This is a genomic window from Microbulbifer maximicatervae (SeqCode) (assembly GCF_056232625.1).
In genome coordinates this window covers 1414939-1434922 of the sequence record NZ_CP174324.1, presented here as the reverse complement: position 1 = coordinate 1434922, position 19984 = coordinate 1414939, and the positions used below count along the sequence as shown (strand labels likewise).

Below are 19984 nucleotides of genomic sequence, written 5' to 3'. Positions count from 1 at the left end.
TAAAATATGAGAGAGCAGTGCCAGCAACATTAGAGGTAACAGCTTTAGGAGCATCACTTACCGATTTAGATCTAAGACGTATCCAAACTATGAAGAAATTTACTAGAAATTAAGAAGCTGTGATTTTGGATGGCACCTAGAAAAAGTCTCATCAAAAGATTAGCTGGCTGCGGAAAAAAGCTCGGCATTAGCCCAATGGTCGATGGACTCATATATGTATACTAAGCCTGAATAACTTCATCTAGTAATTATAAGCTTCTTACAAGGTTGCCTTTTGCACACTCGGGCAGTGCTCATGGGGTTACATTAAAGTTAAGAGCGCTATCTTGGATTTTACATATACTAATATGGTTTTTGATTTTACAGCATTCACTGTAGCAAGGTCTCTTCAACTGAAATCGATTAATTTCAGGTTTATAGGTCTTCGGGTGATTGAGTCAATAAAAATAACTTTATATTTAGAGGTTTAAAGAAGAAGCGTGTTAGTCAGATCAGCCCCTAAAAAGTAGGGGCTGATCCCTTAGGATGGCTCGGTTAAGAATTATTCACAAATGGTTTGTGGATACTTACCGGCATATGCCGGGGATATTACACAAGGTTCGGGACCAGAAGCAGGTGCCCAATATTTATCTGAACTAGGAAGCAGGGGAACGTAAGCCTTACAGCTCTGTTCTGAAGGGAAAGTTACGCCATACTGTATGCTGCCGCCCCACATATGGACATTTTCAGTTTTACATTCTTTAGGGCCGGTGTCAGTATGCCAAATAGGAGTTCCATCTGGCTTTAAAAGTACTAGATTTCCAGTGTCCATCAGGAAAAGTCTGGTATCTTTATTTGCAGTTTTTGCAGTTCCAGAAACCCACAGAGGTTTGTTGTCTGCAGTGTAAACTACAAGTTGACCGTTGGATCTTTGCATAAATGCTTTTGCACCTGGATTACCTGGGTTGCCTCCGGTGCGGGTTGCCCATAATGCTGTTTGCCATCTCTCCCCAGTGCTGCTGTTGGTGCCAACTTTGTATAGCACCAAATTTCCTGGCGTTTGCATAATAAGCTCAAACCGACCATTGTTTGATACTAATTTTTCGCCAGACTGTAACCAGGTGCCTGGTTCAAGTGTATTTTTTGCATTTGCCTGCCCACAAATGATGAGTAGGGTGGAAAAAATAAATGCAGAAATTTTTTTCATTAAGTTAAATCCTTCAACTACTAATAGTTTGCCAATTGGAGTCGGGCTCGTGTTGGCGGGAGAAACTTTAAGAGATTTACATTTCTTTGCAAAGTGTTTTTTCTCGTTTTTTTTTGAGTAAAGGTGCAAGTGATTCTGTGTGCTTAATTGCACTTTGGTGCCATTGAGGGGCAGTCTCAGTAGTTGGCCAGTTCAGCACCTTTTTTTGTTGATATAGGGTAAGGTTTAGTAGTAATTAATCTGTATTGATGTATAGGAAGAGGTCTCGTGAGAAACAGAGGTCGGGATATTTGTCCTAGACTTAATGTGTTAGTCGTGATTTTCACAGTCAACAACAAATTTAGATATCTGCGAAAAATTCTCTTCATGCACAATGGGACACCCAGTGGTAATAGGGTTCGAATCTAACGAATTCTGCTTACTGTGAGGCAAGGTGCTGGCTATGTAGGACTTGTATTGTTTTTTAATTTGGCAGCCAGTGGAATATTAATGCTTGTCGTACCTAAAGCTGCGACTGTGTCGTCTCGAAATCTCTTGAGGTTATTTAAGTGATTACACTGATATGTTGCTGCATCATCCAACTAGTTCAGAATTTATCTAGTGGAGAGGTGGCGCAATTCTAAGTTCCTTATTCAGATAGGGACAATGTAGTGCTAAAAGGAGAGCAGAGTTTCTGTGGCTGTGAGATTCCAAAAACTCACAAATATTAGTTTTGTGAAATGGAGAGTTATTCTTTCCATTTCACAAAAACTAGTCGTTCTCTATATGCTCAGGTCAATTAGCGCTATTTGAGTGGTAGATCATCGCTTGCCAAACGTTCTGCTTGCCGCCGCCGTAACTATCAATTGTAGGGTTCTTGATATATGACCAAGCGACTTTGCCGTTGCCCATGAAGACAGGTTCGTCAAGTCCGCCCCAACCAAAGTTCGTCAGCTTTACAGGGCCTTCCAATACATTTAGGTCTGCATCAATTTCCATAATATAGTAGGCTTTCGGAACAAGCATCCGCATTGCCCCATTTTTAGCGGAACTCCGGTTATAAGAAAGGTTGTCGGAAATACACTGAAATTGCGCATAGCCAAATAGGTAACGCCCATTTTTCAAGTCGATAAGTTGTGGGTCACTGATTTGACAGTCGGGCTCTTCTACAAGCCATTTAAAGCCTTCCCCCTCGATACTTCCCTCACCATCCACTTTAGCAATACCAATGCGAGTCAGGGATGAGGATTCAAGAGCATCCCCACTGCGTAATCCCTGTCTTGAAACGGTTGGATTATCGCTGTTTGACATGTAGGAAAAGAAGCAGTTCGTATCATCGGATGAGCATTGCTGGTCAAAAGGCCCTTCAGTGCTGGTATCAATGCCGTATTCGCTTTGCAGGAAGCGATTCATTTCCTCGTCATCAATGTACTTGGGGGAGACGATGAGAGATAAGTTAGTATCTTCATCCACAGGGACTACAGTATGTCCACCTCCGTTAGAGAAAAATGCATTGTCGGAGGGGATCAGGTAATTGTAGTAACCTTCAAATCTACTGGTAGAAGAAATATCCTCCATTTTGATGGCAATAGTATTTAATCCGCGCGATTGATTATATTGACCACCATCGCTAGTGCAAATCGCTCCATATTTTTCGGTACCAGGATTATAAAATGCCCGGATATTCAAGACATGACCGTAGCCGCAAAGCCAATACCAGCCTCTGTTATTACTGCCACTCATATTTAAGGACCAGTTATCGCGATCAATAACAGTCATTCCAGCAGAATAGTGGGAGCCACCATAGCTGCTATCAAAAACCCGAGCAGTTACTGAGAAGGCGTAGCTGGTGCGGCCTTGGCTATCATTCTCGACATAGATAAGCTCTTGGGCTCCGGCGTGGCCACCACCGTGCATCTTGTTTACAACGTAGGCCGCAGGCTTCTCGCTAAGCGCTAAGTTATCCCACTCCATTAGCCAGATTTGATCATTATATTTATAGCCATTCTCGCGAATATACTCGACCATAGCGTTATAATCGGCTTCAGAGAGTTGATCGACTATATAAGCCATCTCCTCTTGCATTTCGTTACCTTTAATTGTCTTAAAGGTCGGGGAGTCGCCGAAGTCAGTCTCGGGGAAATTTTCTTTTAGTCCAGGTAGGAAGTCCTCGAACTTCAGTGTGGGGTGGTCCGTAAAATAGCCAATGTATTGACTGTGATTGGTAGATATCATCAGGCCGATATCCCTTTCAATACGTCCGTCAATAGCACTGATATTATTTTCCATCTTCATCCAGTCGCTACCGTATTGCTCAACCAGATCCCCTTGTACGTCATAGCGCTCGTTTGCCTGGTATTCGGTGTTGCACAAGACCGCAACCCGTGAGCAATCAGCGCTAGCTGCGATACCATGGGCTTCGTAGCATTGTTTTAGAATTGTGGTATTGCCGGTTTGGTCGAAGCTTAGAGTTTCAGGATTATATTGCAGCTCATAAACAGTGCCATAAGTGGTTTCATCTTCTCCACTACCTTCGCTAAGGGTTTTGGAAACAAACATCCTGGGCCTATCAGTGTCGGTTGCGCAAGCTGTGGTGTAACTTCGCATGGGCACAGACTGTAGATTGTCATCCTGATTACTGTCTGTTCTGGCTATATAGTGTGGGAGTCCATGGACTTCTTCGGCATTGGTTTGGCCATTCGGCAATGTGATATCCCGGGAAGTAATCTGTGCAAACCCCAGATCTGCCGTTTCTATATCGCCAACAGTCACGGTACCAGGTTCGTTGTCTGGAAGGGTCCCCGATCCGCTATCCCCAGAGCCGCTACCACTACCTGAACCGCCACCATCTCCAGAGCCTTGGCCCCCGCCATTGTCGCCAGATGATTGGGCTGGGTCCGAATCTGAAGAAGAGCCTCCACCTCCTCCACATGAAGCCAGTATGACTGTAAGTGCCAGTGCCAAAGTTTTTTTGCTGAATAGCTTGCTCATAAGTTTGCCCGTAAATGTGCGATTGGAATCGATTGTTATCTGTGAAATTGTCGACAAAATCTCATTTTTGAGTTATTAGAATTGAGAGCGCCATTCTAGTTCTCTTGATCTACCTTTCTGTGGATTACTTAATAATTTCTCTAAAGGGGCATTATTTTGATAGGAAATCTGGTGAAGTCCCTCTGTTTGAGCATCTGAAGAAGCTTTACATGGAATCACTAGAATTTTTGTCGAAGGCCAAGTAGGGTGACTGTTATCTTAATTGGTATTGCTGATTCTATAGTTTTTACCAATAATGCTGGCTAGCTCTTTGATAAGGTTTTCAAGAGTGAAAGGGTGGGGAGTTAATCTATTACTAGAATAAATTTCATTAAAGTTGATGCGGCTGGAGATAAATGTAATAAAAGGTTTGAACTATGTTGCAGCGTGCGAAGTGGAGGAAGCATCGGCAATAGCCCGCGCTAAGATGTCAGCATATATTGAAGCAAATATTAGATTTCTGTACTGCTCCCACTATCTCACAAAGTCTGAACAAACCCTCAAAAAATTCCGGTTCAGAAATGGTCAGTGCCTGATTGATATAGTGGGCTGTGCAGAGATAGGCGCTGTGCTCTCGGCAACACGGCGCTCTTTTCGGAGGCCTACATGTCGTCTATCCTGTGTGTAAAATCCAATATGAATATTTTCGTAACTATATTTTAATGGACTTCCATCTTTAAAATTTCAATTCCCTGCTGGCAAGTTTAACGCGGGTGGCAGTCTTTCCTAATTTGAAAGTAGAGATTGTCAATGGCTAAAAATAATCTTTTCCACTTTAAGTACATAATGTTTGGTAGGTATGCGTTAGGGGTAAATACCAATCATTGTGTTACTAATATCCTATAAAGATGGTTCAGTCGCGTAATCCGAAGGGCTGGGAAGAGTAATTCGACTGGTAGTCTTTAAAACCACAAAGGCTATTGCGAGCATCTGATAATAGATGCTTGGGAGGAATAGACTATTTACTTCCGATCCGCTAAAAACAATCCAGAGGGTAGGTCTAGCCTAGCCCAGCTAACAGATTGAAGTTTTGCCAGATAAAACGAACCCCGATAATACAAAGCAGTAAGGCAAAGCACAGCTTTAAGCGCTTAGCAGATATCTTGTGTGCAACGCTGGCACCAAGCCTGGCAAAGAGCACGCTGGTAAGTACAATTCCCACAAAAGCCGGCCAGTAAATATAACCACTACTCCACTTTGGTAGTAGCTGATTGTCCCACCCTTGCACGGCAAAGCTGATTGAGCCAGAAATAGCGATTGGCAGACCAAAGGCAGCGGAGGTTCCGACAGCGCGCTGCATTTTTGTACCGAAGTGCGATAAGTAGGGAACCACTAAGGCCCCTCCACCAATACCAAAGATCGCTGCGAGCCAGCCGATTACTCCTCCGGAACAGATCAAAGGTGCTGCCCCGGGTAAGTGATGGCCATTTTCTTGTGAGGTTGCTGAGGCCAATCCACCTAAACCCATACGCACGGACATAAATATGGCAAACACGCCAATCAATAGCTGCAACCAAGCACCAGGTAACAAGTCTGCTGTCACGCCGCCCAGCCAAGACCCCACAAGTATCCCTGGAGTCATAATCCAGAATAGGCGCCAGTCAACGGCACCTTTTGCGTTATGTGCCCAGACCGAACTGATTGAAGTCACGATAATGGTTGCCAACGAAGTCCCCACCGCCATATGGGTCAGCACCTGGGGGGAGATACCCGTGGCAGAAAAAATCAACACCAAAGCAGGCACGATGATCAGGCCCCCACCAATCCCCAAGAGGCCTGCCGCTGTACCCGCGATGGCGCCGAGTAACAAGTAAACAAATAGCATTTCCATAGTGCAATAGTTTAGTCACTCTTGAAGCTAACCAAACACACTGAATCGAGCTGTTTAATATATCAAATTGCTTCATAGGTTTTTTGCGTCCCAGCTAATTGACTTTTAAAAAATCTATTCGAGCCCCCATTTAAAAATGGAGGAGGGTGCCTCTGTAGGGTTTGCACCTTTCAAGTTTGAGCTCTAGGTGGGGTTTATATTGGGCTGTATAGGTGTGGTGTGTGGTTGGCACTTGAACTAGATCAGTAAGCTATTTAATCATTTTCTGGCTCCTTTCTACTAATTCGGTGTGTTAGCCTCTATAAGTATTGAAACTATTGGCTATTTTTTGCATTTAATGAAGTTTGCTTGCTTATGTTTTTGTGTGGTTAGGTCTGAGCAAGGATGGGAATCATAGGCATAAGTATTTTTCCAGGATCAAAAAATATACTTACCTTTCCAGGCTTAAAGAAATTTGAAGCTTCCCTATCTGTATAATTCAAGATGCATTTCAGGTTAGAGTGAAGGTGGTTTATTGAGTTTAATAAAGGTTGCTTTGAGTATTGAAATATTTACTTTTCATATAAAAGAACGATTTTCCATCGTGCTTAACAGTATTGGAGCAGGGCAATGCTTTACTCAGCAGGCTCAAACGATTTATAGCATGTTAAGGTTCTATGGGGCTACGTGGGCACATGCAACAGTATTCAGGATTGATCCAACTGCAGTTGTTGAGTCACTTTAGCAGCTTGGTCTGCCAATTGTTTAGATGGTGAAGCTTATCATCAGATAAGGCTTCGTTAGCTTTAAATTTAAGAAAATAATTTGATTAAACATGCGTCTTGCGACAGCCCTGTCAGGTATCTATGGGCGTGTAGTTTTTCTTTAGTTATTATTTAGATATGGACCCCGGCGCATACACAGTTGTGTTAATGGTTGTTAGCTTATAATAACTACTTGTCTTATTTTTTTCTACGTCCTCTTTATGCTAAGTTGCTCAAAGGAAAACCTTAAAGTAATTGTTGCCATAAGGGTAGTTGACTAAATTTATATGGTGTGTGATCAAATTAAGTGGCAAACCCTCCCTTTTAAGGTGGTATCGTGGCCGACAAGTCCAACTTTCTGTCCAGATTATTCACGCCGATAGAAGCGCCAGAGAGCTTTGTCCAGCAGCACTTAAAAGGTTATGGCTGTGTATCTACTCTGCTTATAAATGTTGTCACTAGAAGTAACCAAGATGAAATTACTGATTGTCTAGACAAGCTTTATGACTTAGTTGCATTGACTACCGCGCCTCACCCAAAACGCTTTTACTTAGAAAAGATAGAGGCGCTGAGGAAAGAGCTGACAGGTGCCGTTGGAAGGAAGGCCCTATATAAGAGGTTGGAGGTCGAAAAGATCCCCTTCTACATCCACTTTGATAGCACGTCTGTATGCTTTATAGCAAATCATGATTTTTTTTCCGGTTACACTGGCCTGCTCTTTTCTAAATATGCCAATTGCTTGTTGAAGAAAGATCAGGAGAAGTCAGATGCATATTACTCTTCAATAATGCATGTATACAAGGGTAATGGGCAATACTCGAATTTTCACCGAGTTATAGGGCTGGCCCAAGCTATATTTATAGGTTTAAGTCTGAGAATGTTTAATAGGAAGGAGAACAAGCCAAATCCATTTCTCTTGGAGGAAAAGGGTTGTATAAAAGGAGATCTCGATGACATCGTATTGGTGTCAGCTAAAGTTGAATCTAGCGAGATATCTTTCGAAAATGTTTTGAAATCTTTTATAGATAATTTTGTCAGTACTTTCGAAAGGCAGCGAGCAAATATATTGATTACACAAGAGTTTATTCACAACATTCCGGATCAGGGTGAAAGACTGGCTGGGGTAGGAAATACGGCATCTGGTTTCTATTTTTCTCTAAATAAACTCTCTAGGTATCAAATATACCTATTAAAAAGGTACCACATTGCATATTATGCAATGGTACTCCTCAACATGTTAAAAATTGGGAAACAAGTTACATCAAGTATCAATGAAGACTTTACATTTAGTTATTTGCCTGCTCGAGAGGTCGACTGTATCGCGACCTATTCAATCACAAGAGATGCACTGGTCTTTGTTATTAGTAAAGCTTCTGATGGTTATCATATTGAGGTTGCTGTTAATGAGGCTATTTTCTCTCTTGATAAGGTTGTTCTGTTTCTGAAATCTTTCTCTAGTGAGATTGAACTATCAGATATCTGATAGATGCTTGAAAAATGTATAACAATATTTAGGCGCGTTTAAGTTGGTCACTCAGGTCAATTGTTAGCTTGCAGTAGTTGTTAGCCCAAATCGTTTGAATTCGCGATTACTAAACTCATAATACCCGGAAATTCTCTTGCAGATATATTGATAGTTTGGGTTGCTCAAATCTTTAATTTTGTTCTTCTTGCCATTGATTGTCTCTGTTAAATTTATGTTGTCTTGGTGGTAGACAATGGCTTCTTTCATAAAAATTGGCTGTACTTTGAGTTCATTGATAACTCGATAAGCCAGGTCTATGTCATCGTAACCCCAGGTTCCATCGTATTTTTCATCAAAAAAACCAACTTTAATGACATCCTCCCTTTTAAATACCATATTACAGCCATAAAAGTGCCCCCAGGGGTGTTCTGTATTCGGTAATTGCTCTATTTTCCCTAGGCGCCTATCTTTACTGAGTCCATAATTTGATGGGCTATTAAATCTAGGGCATGCGTCAAGGTACTTGCCGTCGCCGTCCATTTCTGCTGGGACAATATCTTTAGAGTGAATAAATTCCCTTATCCCGGTCATGCAGATACTAGGCCCATAATCATTGATTGTTTTTTGAATCTCTGCCAGATAGTTCGGGGCAGGGATACAGTCACTATCTGTAAATACACACCACTCGTGTTTAGCAATTTTTACCCCTAAGTTTCGCGCCGAGTTAAGTGCGAATGGGTCTGGTAATTGAGGTCTAAATAGTAAAGTTAAATTAAGGTGGTTCTTGAACTGGTTGTAACATGACAGGATGTTGGGGGCTTTCGAGTTGTTATCGACAATAATAATTTCAAAATTTTCCTTTGGAAAGGTTTGTAAAGTGTAGCCTTGTAATAGGTTATACAGAAGGTCAGAATCGTTGTAGCATGGCACAATAATACTGAATCGATCAGACATGCACTTAAACTTCCTGTTGTCTATAGCTCAAAATCATTTTAAGTGAATCAGGTGAAATATAAGATAAGCTATAAATCGAATCTCCTTAACTTGGCGACTGGATTGATCGGCCATCAAACCTGCCCTTTGCATTTTAGAGTACTTAGAAGTTTTAGCACTTTTGATAGTGAATATGAGGATTATTGGCAGGGTATATTTTTGTGCAGCTCACTTGGACATTTACAGGTAAAATAGTGGAAAGCTAGAGCAATTGTCTGCCATGTTATTTGACTTTTTGGTAAAGCTACCTCCTTTCAATTCATAAACTGGAACATCAAATCTAATTATATAGGGCTATATAATTAGGGCTTTTAACTTGCTCTAGTCTTTAGGGGGTGGTAAATGTCGAAAAGTGAATATTCAAGTCAATTTACTGCTCTTGGAAGGAGGAAATACCTGCTAGGGATCAACTTGTTAATTATATCTCATGCTATAAACCGGAAGTATTGGGTGAAATTTTAACTTACCCCAATGCTTTGTGTTGAATTACACGGGGCAACTTTTGAGTAAATGATTGAGGCTCAGCAAATCCCCACTAACGATGGGATAGTGCTTGGTGCAAGGCTATTCTCGCCGAGTGAGGTGCCCAAAGCCGGCATCATTATTAATTCTGCTATGGCGGTTAAGCAGAGCTACTATCGGGATTTTGCTTGTTTCTTAGCCCGGAATGGCTATTTGGTTCTTACTTATGATTACCGAGGTATCGGTAAGTCCGCTATCGAGAGTCAAAGGGACAAACGGCTGACCTTAAGAGCCTGGGGGGAGAGAGATTTGGCGGCAGTGATTGACTGGTGTAGCAAACGAGCTAAAAGCTTGGAGTGGCACTGCATTTGCCATAGTGTCGGTGGTCAAATTGTAGGTCTTGCATCAAATAACACGCGATTTGCGAGTGTGTATTGTGTTTCTTCTCAGAGCGGCTATTGGGGGCATTGGGATGCAAGGTATCAGCCAAAGCTATTATTCGGATGGTACTGCGCATTTCCTTTGCTATCGAATGTTTTGGGATGGGTGCCTGGAGTACTTTGGGGTGGAGAGAACTTACCTGCAGGAATAGCTCGTGAATGGGCTTACTGGGCTCGACATAAGGATTACGTTGTCGATCAGCATGGTCGGCCGATTCGTGAGGGGTTCGAGCGCATGCAGTGTGATATGAAGTTCCTGCTTATAGATGACGATAAGGACTTTGCACCAGAGAAGGCTGTCCGTGCATTGCGAGATTTTTACTGTAATGCGAATACAGATATTGAGATTATTCAAACCAGCTCTATTGGAAATACATCAATAGGCCACTTTGGGTTTTTCCGAAAGGAGTTCAAGGAGAGTCTTTGGCGGAACGTATTAGGTTGGCTGGACTAGTCCCTCCTGGCGTTGATACGCCCTCGTATCACACATGATGCCTTTTATACCAACTCGAGCCTGTGGTCGTTAGCATGGAGAGACAAGTACTATGTAGAGGCTTACAAGAACCAGAAGGGCCCGTCTGTCTGCCTGATGGCCGCATTTATGTCACTGAAATGGCATCTAGACGGCACTGTATAAGCTGTATTGACTTGCAGGGTCAATATCAACAAATAGGGTATCCTGCTCGGCGACCTAATGGCATGGCAATCGATGGGTATGACAATTTATGGATTGCAGATGGAGGGGGTAAGCAGCTTGTTCGCATGGGGCTAAATGGGGATCTTATTGAAGCTTATGACGGACCAGAAGATCAGCCCTACTTATGGCCCAATGATCTGGTTTTTGGTGATAATGGCTTACTTTACATAACAGACTCCGGGATTGACCCGGATATTTTTGTTCAGGGGCAGGTGATTCGAGCTGATTGCCGATCTTGTCGCTACTATGGACAGGTATTAGAGATAGATCCTCGCAATGGAGATGTGTTGCGACAGCTTGATTCCGGATTGCGTTTTCCCAACGGTATTGCCATTGATGATCGGGGCCAGCTGTATGTAGGGGAGACTATTAGCGGCAATATCTACCGCTACGATCTCGCTTCGTTAATGCACCCCAAGCGGGAGCTTTTCGGCAATGTGGTTGCTGGGGCGCCAGAGGGATTTGTAGGGCCAGATGGGATAGCTTTCGGTAGCGACGGGCGATTATATTGTGCAGTTTTTGGTCAAGGTGACGTGACCGTTCTTGATGGTGAGGGAAGGGTGGCTGAACGTATACCCACCTGTGGTAAGCGACCCACGAATATAGCCTTTTGCGAAGACTCGAGAGGTGGGGCGGTAGTAACGATTCTGGATGCAGGGTGCTTAGAGTGGGTAGGAATACCGTGCCGTGGTAGGCAGCTATATCGCCCAAAGATATAGACTGAGTGGATTGTCTACCTAATGATATTGTTTAGGGCCAAATAAAAGCAGCTTCAACGTCAGTTTTTAGATTTCTGTTGTATATAGTTGCGCCATCCATGAAATCGGGAAATATCTTCTTGTTGCTGAGTCAAATAGTTTTCTCCTAATATCCCTAAAACTTGCCCGCCATTTTCTAAGACTACTTTACCCAAAGTTAGTCCCGCCGCTTCTAAATTAAGCACTTCAATTAAGTTGGCCTTAGGTAAGGACCAAATTTCAACCTTGAACCATGTTCCACCTGTGCGCACTCTCTGCATCGAAGGATATTCGCCTTTGATTGCCCACATCCGGTAAATGGCTTCTGTTTTAGCCTCCCTAACAAATGTTGCATTGTTTTGTATTAAGTTTTTATCTAACGCCAGGCCACGCATCAATGGTCCATTTACTGCGACTTCTGTATGTGTACTCATTTCGATTGTCTAAATCAAATATTTGATATTAGTGCTACTGACCAGTTTTATTACTACTCATACCCATACTCTCCGCATAGGCTCGCCAGCCATGCCACTTGGATATATCTTTCTGGTTTTGGACAATATAGTTTTCACCCAGTATGCCTAATACCTGTGTTCCATCCGCTAAAGCAACTTTACCTAAAACCAATCCTTTGGCTTCCTCCTCTAATAGGTTGACCAAGTTGGCTTGCGGAATCGACCAGATCTCCAGTGTAATCCATGTGCCGCCGTTGAGAACTCTTTCCATTGCGGGGTATTTGTCTGCAACTGACCACATGCGATAGATCGACGCCGTTTTAGCCTCTCGTACAAAAGTGGCATGGTTTTTATGCATGTGTTTTTCGAGGGCGAATCCACGCATTAGCGTGCCATTAACTGCGACGTCAATAGATTCAGCATTCGCTAGTGACACCAATACCATTAAACTAGCAGCAATATATCTGAGTATCCTGAGCATTTATTTATCTCGAGTTGACGCCTTATGAATTTAGCTTAGACATGGAGGCAAGAAGACACTAAATGATGCTTGTGCCTCCCTTATTATTTTAGAATGGTACCAGAGATATATTTTGTCGCTTATCAATAAAAATTAGTGGAAATATATTATGAACCTGACAGATTTGTTGTTACCTACGTATATACAACTATTGGAAGCCCTTTCTAGTTGGTTGGATAAGGCAAAAACAGAATTGCCAGAAGATGAGTCTGAAGCCCTCCTTAAAGCGAGGCTTGCTCCAGATATGTTTCCCTTATCATCCCAGGTTCGGTTTAGTTGCTTACAGGCGCAAGAGGCAATATTTCGATTGAAGCGGCGTGCGCTTCCAGATTTTCTGGAGCAATTGGCTCGTGAAGGGCAGGGAGCTGGTGAAAACCCCGGATCTATTCCCGAAGCTCAAGAGCGAATTCGAGAGGCACTGGCATTTTTAAGAAGCGTTACGCCAGAAACAGTGATGGTAGCAGTATGTGAGCCTGTGACGATTAAGCTCCCGAACGGGATGACTTTCGATATGATTAATGAGCAATATGCCAGGGACTGGGCGCTACCTCAATTTTATTTCCATATCAACACGGCCTATGCAATCTTGAGAGCTCAAGGTGTTTCCTTAGGTAAAGCCGACTATGTACAGCACGCCTTTGCTTATCTCAGGCCAGAGATGATTTCAGATTGCTAATGGTTAACAACGCTAAGTTTTTCAAGTTCATAGCTGATGGGGAGGGGGACTTTGCTTTTCTCCATCTGACTTTTGTGTATTAACTCCATAAGTATTAATTTTGAGAGAAAAAGAGATTACTAGCTAAAAAGTCAAACTTCTTTGTTGGTACGTTCTTCTATAGAATCCGCTCCCTTTCCGATTCTTCATACGTACGATAACAGGAAGTTTATATATGACCATCTCCCGCCGAACCTTTGTCCAGGCTATGGGGGTTGCACTTTTAACCCCCTTTACGGTCCGTTCTCTCGCGGACACTGATAGTGAAACCTATGCACGTTTTGTACTGGGCGGCACCACATTTGCTGATCAAATTGACAACGACGGAATTGTTTTTGATTTATCAGTAGCCTCGGGAGATCCCAGTCAAACTGGAGTGGTCCTTTGGACGCACATTAACCCTGACTCCTATATCGCGGGTCAGTCTCTGTATGTAGATGTCGCGCTGGATGAGGAGTTTACCCAGCCAATTCTAAGTGCTGAGATTAATGCTAGCGATATCACGGCAGACCGTGATTACACCGTTAACATTGACCTGGAAGGCTACTTATCTTCTGACCAACGTTACTATTATCGCTTCAAATACGGGACTATCAGTAGCCGTGTTGGGCGTTGTCACACACTGCCTACCGGTAGCCTAGAGAATCTAAAGATGGCTGTGGTTACCTGTCAGGATTACACCACCGGTTATTACAACGCCTACAACCATATCGCGGACGAAGATGTACATTGCGTACTGCATTTGGGTGACTTTATCTATGAATATGCCCAATACGAAGGCTTTGAAAGCTCGATAGTGCATTCACTCTCCCTGCCTTCTGGCGGCTCTGTTGCGATGGATCTTGAGGACTATCGTCATATTTACAGAGAGTATCGCAAGGACAAGAACCTGCAGCGAGCGATGGAAATGCACTCATTTATCATCACCTGGGATGATCATGAAACTGCAGACAATGCTTACTGGGATTACGAGCGGGATACTCTGGGTGTGCCATCTCATCCCTACCAGACCGGCGATAATAACCCTGACCAGCTGCGCCAGTTGCGTCGCGATGCTCAGCAGGCCTGGATCGAATATGTCCCTGCACGGGTAAAAGTCGATGAATCCGCAAGCCACGCTTTTGACTACTTACAGATTTATCGTTCTTTCCAGTTCGGTGACTTGGTTGATCTGTATATGACAGATAGCCGCACCTATAGAACCAAGGAGCCGTGCAAGGATGGTACAGCTTGGGAAAACTACTGGTGCACAGATTATGAAGAAGATACCCAAACCATGCTGGGTAAGACTCAGCGGGATTGGCTGATTGATGGAGTTGTTAACTCCAATGCCCGCTGGAAAGTGTGGGGCAACCAGACTTTGCTGGCACAATTGGCTGGTACTATTTTGGGGCGCTCGCTGGTGTACGCCAATTATGATGCCTGGGATGGTTACCAGTGGGAGCGGGAAAAGATCCTGTCATCTGTTAAGGACAGCAATGTCGATAACTTTGTAGTGCTGACAGGGGATCTCCACTCCAGTATCGCTTCATACCTGAAAGTTGATTTCAGCAAAATTAGCAACTGGGACTACGACAACCTGGTTGGCGTTGAGCTGATGACCCCTTCCATATCTTCTCCCAATATGAACGATACGATTGAGAAAGGTATTGATGTTGGCAGTGTGTTTACATCATTGCTAAATGGCGGGGTTCAGGTCAATAACCCACATATCAAAGATTTTGTTAGTAATATCTATGGATATGCAGTGATCGAATTCAATGTCAATGAATTAAACTGGACCGTATATAACATCGATAAGAAGAGTGATAACCCGGATACCGAAAAAGCGGTATATAAGAAGTTTAATTATGAGCCTGTTGGCATGTGGTTAACCGAAAAGTAGCTGGTTCTCAGTCAATATGAAGTTGTGGGGCGCTTGCCCCCAACTTCACAAGATTCCACTGTTTCGATTCCTTCTTCATCATATCTAGCTTGTACGAGTAAGAAAGTCCTTCCCCGATAGCAAAACTAATAAGCCAATGAACACGCATTTGATATATGCCTGCGGGTCATCTATACCCGACGATGGGCACAATGCTGTATCTGGCGTTGGGGCGCTCTTGATAGATCAAGACTTCAAGTAAAAGGATATTACTTTGCTGCAAGAATCTTACCCTTACTACCTGGCCAATGAAGCAGTGCATGCCAACACCGATCTGGAAGTTACTGACAAGTATTCAGGGAAAGTAGCTACCCGGGTTGCAATGGCTGATGCCAAGGTTATTGACAGTGCCATCGACTGGGCGCTTTTGGCTGAAAAACCGATGGCTAATTTGCCGTCTTACACCCGCCAGGAAGTTTTACAGCATTGTGTTGTACGTTTTCGTGAAAGGTTTGAAGAGCTGGCCGAAGCGCTGTGTATTGAAGCTGGTAAGCCGATTCATGATTCACGGGGCGAGGTACTGCGTCTAATCGATACATTTCATGTGGCCGCTGAAGAGGCAGTGCGTATCAATGGTGAGATTATCAATCTTGAGATATCCAAGCGCTCACGGGGCTATCGTGGATATATCAGGCGAGTACCGGTGGGCGCATGCTCATTTATATCGCCGTTCAATTTCCCTTTGAATCTTGCTGCTCACAAGGTAGCACCTGCCATCGCTGCTGGATGCCCCTTTGTACTAAAACCCGCTAGCCGCACGCCCATAGGGGCATTAATCATCGCTGAAGTTCTGGCCGAAACACAGCTGCCGAAAGGTGCCTTTTCTGTATTGCCCTGCCATAGAGAGGGAGCAGAGCTGTTTACGGTGGATGATCGATTTAAGCTGCTGAGCTTTACTGGCTCACCTGCGGTGGGCTGGGACCTAAAGGCCAGGGCGGGACGAAAGAAAGTGGTTTTGGAGTTGGGGGGTAATGCAGCCTGCGTTATCGATCGGGATACAGATCTTGATGATGCTGTAGAGAGGCTGATTTTCGGTGCTTTCTATCAGTCGGGTCAAAGCTGTATCGGCGTCCAGAGGATCTATGGACATTGCAGTCTATATGAAGACCTGAAGCGACGTCTGGTTGAGCGTACCAAAAAGCTTAAGAAAGGCGATCCTCGATCAGAAGATACATTTATTGGCCCAATGATTTCTGAGGGAGAGGCTACCCGCTTGCATACCTGGGTGGAAGAGGGGGTTCAAGCCGGGGGAACCCTGCTTTGTGGAGGTACACGAGATGGCGCCATGCTTGATCCAACGCTATTGGAAAACGTGCCCCATGACTGCTCCATTGTACAGCAGGAGGCATTTGGTCCAGTTGCAATTCTGGAGCCTTTCGATAGCTTTGATGATGTTTTAGACAAGGTGAATGACAGTGCCTTTGGTCTGCAGGCTGGCATATTCACTCGTGACCTTTACAAAGCCCAGCAAGCCTGGGATACCTTGGAAGTGGGTGGTGTGGTTATTGGTGATGTACCCAGCTGGCGGGTAGATAATATGCCCTATGGTGGTGTTAAGGATTCGGGGCTTGGTCGGGAGGGGGTACGCTGGGCTATTGCGGATATGACCGAGGAGAGGCTGATGGTGGTGCGTGAGTTAAATAGCTAGAAAATTAATAGGTCACCAGGCCCACAACTCTCCTTGCAGCTGTGGCCTTGGACTAACGATTGACCTTACTTATTAGTTTGGGCATGTCTGGCTGAGATGCTGGGCATGAAACCGAAGATGTTCCTCAATAAAGCTGGCGATAAAGTAATAGCTGTGGTCATAACCGGAATGACGGCGAAGTTGGAGCGGGTAGTTGCTTGCTTTGGCAGCTTCTTCGAGCGTCTCGGGTTTCAGCTGTTCAACAAGAAAGCTATCGGCTTCCCCTTGATCCACCAACATCGGCACAGGCTTGTCGGCATTTTTGAGTAGTTCGCTGCTATCGTAGTCTCGCCAACTATCCCGATCTTTGCCCAAATAGGTTTCAAAGGCTTTTTGTCCCCACGGACACTGAGAAGGATTGCTGATGGGGCTGAAGGCTGATGCGGAAACATAACTTGCCGGATTGCGCAGGGCGATCATCAGTGCACCATGGCCCCCCATTGAATGTCCTGCAATGGCGCGCTGTGTTGTCACAGGGAAGGTGGTCTCGATAAGTGCTGGCAGTTCTTCCACCACATAATCATACATGTGGTAGTGGCGACTCCAGGGCGCTTGGGTGGCGTTGATATAAAATCCAGCACCTTGCCCCAGATCATAGGCTTTATCATCGGCAATAGATTCTCCACGGGGACTGGTGTCGGGAGCAACGATGGCTATCCCCAGTTTGGAGGCAATGCGCAGGGCTCCTGCCTTTTGCATAAAATTCTCATCGGTACAGGTCAGACCTGACAGCCAGTAGAGCACCGGAACCTTGTGCATTTGTGAAGCTTGCGGTGGCAAATAAATAGCAAAACGCATTTTGCAGTTAAGTGACTGTGAGTCGTGAAGGTATTGCTTGTGCCAGCCGCCAAAACTCCGGTTGGCACTGATATTTTCAATAGACATGATGGATAGCCCTAATTGGACCACCTCCAAGGGATGGCCCAATTGATCATTGCTGGTTATTGATCGAAGTGAATGACGGTGCGGATACTTTCGCCTTTGTGTAACAGATCGAAAGATTTATTGATGTCATCCAGGCTCATGGTGTGGGTGATAAAGTCGTTGAGCTGGAATTCGCCATTCAGGTAGCGCTCTACGTAGTCTGGTAATTCGGAACGTCCTTTAACTCCGCCGAATGCTGACCCGCGCCAGACTCGGCCTGTTACCAGCTGGAATGGGCGGGTGGAGATCTCCTGGCCGGCACCAGCTACACCGATAATGACCGATTCACCCCAGCCCTTGTGGCAGCACTCCAGAGCGGAGCGCATCACATTGACGTTGCCGATACATTCGAAGGAATAATCCACACCGCCCTCGGTGAGTTCGACAATGACTTCCTGAATTGGCTTATCGTAGTTGTTGGGGTTGATGCAGTCCGTCGCCCCCAGTTTGCGGGCTAATTCAAACTTGATTTCATTGATATCGATGGCAATGATTCGCGAGGCCTTTGCCATGGTAGCGCCGATAATCGCCGAAAGGCCAATGCCCCCAAGGCCAAAAATCGCAACAGTATCGCCTTCTTGAACTTTGGCGGTGTTCATCACGGCGCCCATACCAGTAGTGACACCACAACCCAGCAGGCAGACTTCCTCTAACGGTGCAGCCGGATTTACTTTTGCCAGTGAAATCTCTGGCAGTACGGTGTACTCCGAAAATGTCGAGCAGCCCATATAGTGGTAGATGGGCTTGCCATCTTTATAGAAGCGTGTGGTGCCGTCGGGCATCAGGCCTTGCCCCTGAGTTTCACGGATCTTTTGGCAGAGGTTCGTCTTGCCGGACTTGCAGAATTTACACTCGCCACATTCTGGGGTGTACAGGGGGATCACATGATCACCCTCTTTGACACTGGTAACCCCTTCACCGACATGCACGACAATACCGCCACCTTCATGGCCCAAAATACAGGGGAATTTGCCTTCCGGGTCGTCGCCAGACAAGGTGAAAGCATCGGTGTGACACACTCCCGATGCAATGACCTTGATCAATACTTCACCAGCCTTTGGCAGCATGACATCCACTTCTTCGACCGATAACGGTTGGCCAGGCCCCCAAGCGATGGCGGCCTTCGACTTGATAAATTGTTCAGACATTAGATTACTCGCTGTTAAATCATGTCATTCAGGGCCTGGAGTTGGTTGGCCCCGCTGTGACGACTGGGGAGCCATTATATTGATTGCAGAATTGATTATAATTGGGTTTTTTTGAAACTTACTTTTACATATTTGCAATAATGAAAGACTGGGAAGGCATTACAGAGTTCGTTTATGTTGCTGAAAGCGAGAGCTTTACCCTCGCAGCGCAGCGGCTGGCTATTTCTACTGCAAAAGTCAGCCGCCAGGTCAGTGCTTTGGAGAGCCGTTTGAATGTCAAACTGCTATATCGAACCACGCGCAAGGTGTCACTGACACAAGAAGGTACGCTTTTTTACCAGCATTGCCGGGGGGTGCTCGATGGGCTGCAGGCGGCGGAACGAGCAGTAACTCAATTACAGAGCCACCCACAGGGCAAAATCAAACTGACGGCACCGGTCACTTATGCTGAAAAGAAGGTTGCACCACTGATCAATGATTTTGTGATTCAAAACCCTAAGATTGAGGTCAATGCCTATTTCACCAATCGCCAGGTTGACCTTATAGATGAGGGTTACGATATCGCCATACGCCTGGGTAAGTTGCAGGACTCAACCTTGATGGCAAGAAAGTTGGCGGATCGGCGAATTCACCTGTGCGCTTCACCGGATTATCTTGAAGAGCACGGGACCCCGCACTCATTGTCGGAATTGAACAGGCACAACTGCCTGCTGGGTACACTGGATTACTGGCGATTCAATGCCAGGGATGGAGAAAAAAACCTTAGGGTCAAAGGTAGCCTTCGCTACAACAATGGTGGGGCGCTTTTAGATGCTGCGCTTAAAGGCCTGGGGGTTGTACAGTTGCCCGATTACTATGTCGAGCAATATATCATTGAAGGAAAGTTAATCACCCTCTTAAGTGATCTCGAAGATAGGGATGAAGGGGTATATGCAGTTTACCCTGGCAATCGATATATCGCGCCGAAAGTCAGGCTGCTGATCGATTATCTAGCCGAGTATCTCACTTGAGAAAAGGGAAGAGGAAGATTTAGGGCTTGGTGTAGCAA

The 19984-nt window shown here is 44.8% G+C and carries 15 protein-coding genes; 7 read left to right on the top strand and 8 right to left on the bottom strand.

All coding sequences use genetic code 11. The annotated features are described in order from the left end of the window. Window positions 1–541: 541 nt before the first annotated feature. The 3 genes from ACJJI6_RS06180 to ACJJI6_RS06170 form a co-directional block, all read right to left on the bottom strand. Window positions 542–1339 carry a hypothetical protein gene (locus tag ACJJI6_RS06180; RefSeq protein ID WP_475712832.1) on the bottom strand — a complete coding sequence of 266 codons (798 nt, stop codon included), beginning with the start codon at window positions 1337–1339 and terminating at the stop codon, window positions 542–544. 621 nt (window positions 1340–1960) lie between these two features. Continuing rightward, window positions 1961–4156, bottom strand: coding sequence for a hypothetical protein (locus tag ACJJI6_RS06175; RefSeq protein WP_475712831.1), 2196 nt, complete (start codon window positions 4154–4156; stop codon window positions 1961–1963). A gap of 1039 nt (window positions 4157–5195) precedes the next feature. After that, a complete protein-coding gene (locus ACJJI6_RS06170; protein ID WP_475712830.1) occupies window positions 5196–6026 on the bottom strand; it encodes a sulfite exporter TauE/SafE family protein in 831 nt (276 codons plus the stop codon). 1080 nt (window positions 6027–7106) lie between these two features. Here ACJJI6_RS06170 and ACJJI6_RS06165 point away from each other — a divergent pair. Then, complete coding sequence (locus ACJJI6_RS06165) at window positions 7107–8252, top strand: hypothetical protein (protein WP_475712829.1); 1146 nt, start codon at window positions 7107–7109, stop codon at window positions 8250–8252. A 63-nt stretch (window positions 8253–8315) separates the two neighbouring features. On the opposite strand, the gene ACJJI6_RS06160 is transcribed toward ACJJI6_RS06165, so the two are convergent. Continuing rightward, window positions 8316–9188, bottom strand: a complete 873-nt coding sequence (locus ACJJI6_RS06160; RefSeq protein ID WP_475712828.1) for a glycosyltransferase family 2 protein — start codon at window positions 9186–9188, stop codon at window positions 8316–8318. 549 nt (window positions 9189–9737) lie between these two features. On the opposite strand from ACJJI6_RS06160, the gene ACJJI6_RS06155 reads away from it, so the two are divergent. Further along, window positions 9738–10583: an alpha/beta hydrolase family protein gene (locus tag ACJJI6_RS06155; protein ID WP_475712827.1), complete on the top strand. Its 846-nt coding sequence runs from the start codon at window positions 9738–9740 to the stop codon at window positions 10581–10583. A 245-nt stretch (window positions 10584–10828) separates the two neighbouring features. Further along, window positions 10829–11545: an SMP-30/gluconolactonase/LRE family protein gene (locus tag ACJJI6_RS06150; RefSeq protein ID WP_475712826.1), complete on the top strand. Its 717-nt coding sequence runs from the start codon at window positions 10829–10831 to the stop codon at window positions 11543–11545. 59 nt (window positions 11546–11604) lie between these two features. Here the strand turns inward: ACJJI6_RS06150 and ACJJI6_RS06145 are convergent, their stop codons facing one another. Together ACJJI6_RS06145 and ACJJI6_RS06140 are read right to left on the bottom strand one after the other, a co-directional pair. Continuing rightward, window positions 11605–11997 (bottom strand): allophanate hydrolase-related protein, encoded by a 393-nt coding sequence (locus tag ACJJI6_RS06145; protein WP_445361767.1) that lies wholly within the window; start codon window positions 11995–11997, stop codon window positions 11605–11607. Between the two features lie 34 nt (window positions 11998–12031). Then, window positions 12032–12499 carry an allophanate hydrolase-related protein gene (locus ACJJI6_RS06140; protein ID WP_444917249.1) on the bottom strand — a complete coding sequence of 156 codons (468 nt, stop codon included), beginning with the start codon at window positions 12497–12499 and terminating at the stop codon, window positions 12032–12034. Between the two features lie 148 nt (window positions 12500–12647). Here ACJJI6_RS06140 and ACJJI6_RS06135 point away from each other — a divergent pair, with 148 nt between their 5' ends. The 3 genes from ACJJI6_RS06135 to ACJJI6_RS06125 all read left to right on the top strand — a co-directional run bounded on the left by ACJJI6_RS06135 (window position 12648) and on the right by ACJJI6_RS06125 (window position 16825). Continuing rightward, a complete protein-coding gene (locus tag ACJJI6_RS06135) occupies window positions 12648–13214 on the top strand; it encodes a DUF1993 domain-containing protein (protein ID WP_475712825.1) in 567 nt (188 codons plus the stop codon). Between the two features lie 214 nt (window positions 13215–13428). Next, window positions 13429–15138, top strand: coding sequence for an alkaline phosphatase D family protein (locus ACJJI6_RS06130; RefSeq protein ID WP_444917247.1), 1710 nt, complete (start codon window positions 13429–13431; stop codon window positions 15136–15138). A 253-nt stretch (window positions 15139–15391) separates the two neighbouring features. Next, a complete protein-coding gene (locus tag ACJJI6_RS06125; RefSeq protein ID WP_475712824.1) occupies window positions 15392–16825 on the top strand; it encodes an aldehyde dehydrogenase family protein in 1434 nt (477 codons plus the stop codon). Between the two features lie 72 nt (window positions 16826–16897). Here the strand turns inward: ACJJI6_RS06125 and fghA are convergent, their stop codons facing one another. Then, a complete protein-coding gene (fghA, locus tag ACJJI6_RS06120) occupies window positions 16898–17749 on the bottom strand; it encodes an S-formylglutathione hydrolase (RefSeq protein ID WP_475712823.1) in 852 nt (283 codons plus the stop codon). Between the two features lie 56 nt (window positions 17750–17805). After that, entirely contained in the window at window positions 17806–18936 is a 1131-nt protein-coding gene (locus tag ACJJI6_RS06115) for an S-(hydroxymethyl)glutathione dehydrogenase/class III alcohol dehydrogenase (protein WP_475712822.1), read from the bottom strand. Window positions 18937–19076: 140 nt separating this feature from the next. Between ACJJI6_RS06115 and ACJJI6_RS06110 the strand changes: the two genes are divergently transcribed. Next, complete coding sequence (locus tag ACJJI6_RS06110) at window positions 19077–19946, top strand: LysR family transcriptional regulator (RefSeq protein ID WP_475712821.1); 870 nt, start codon at window positions 19077–19079, stop codon at window positions 19944–19946. The last annotated feature ends 38 nt before the right edge of the window (window positions 19947–19984 follow it).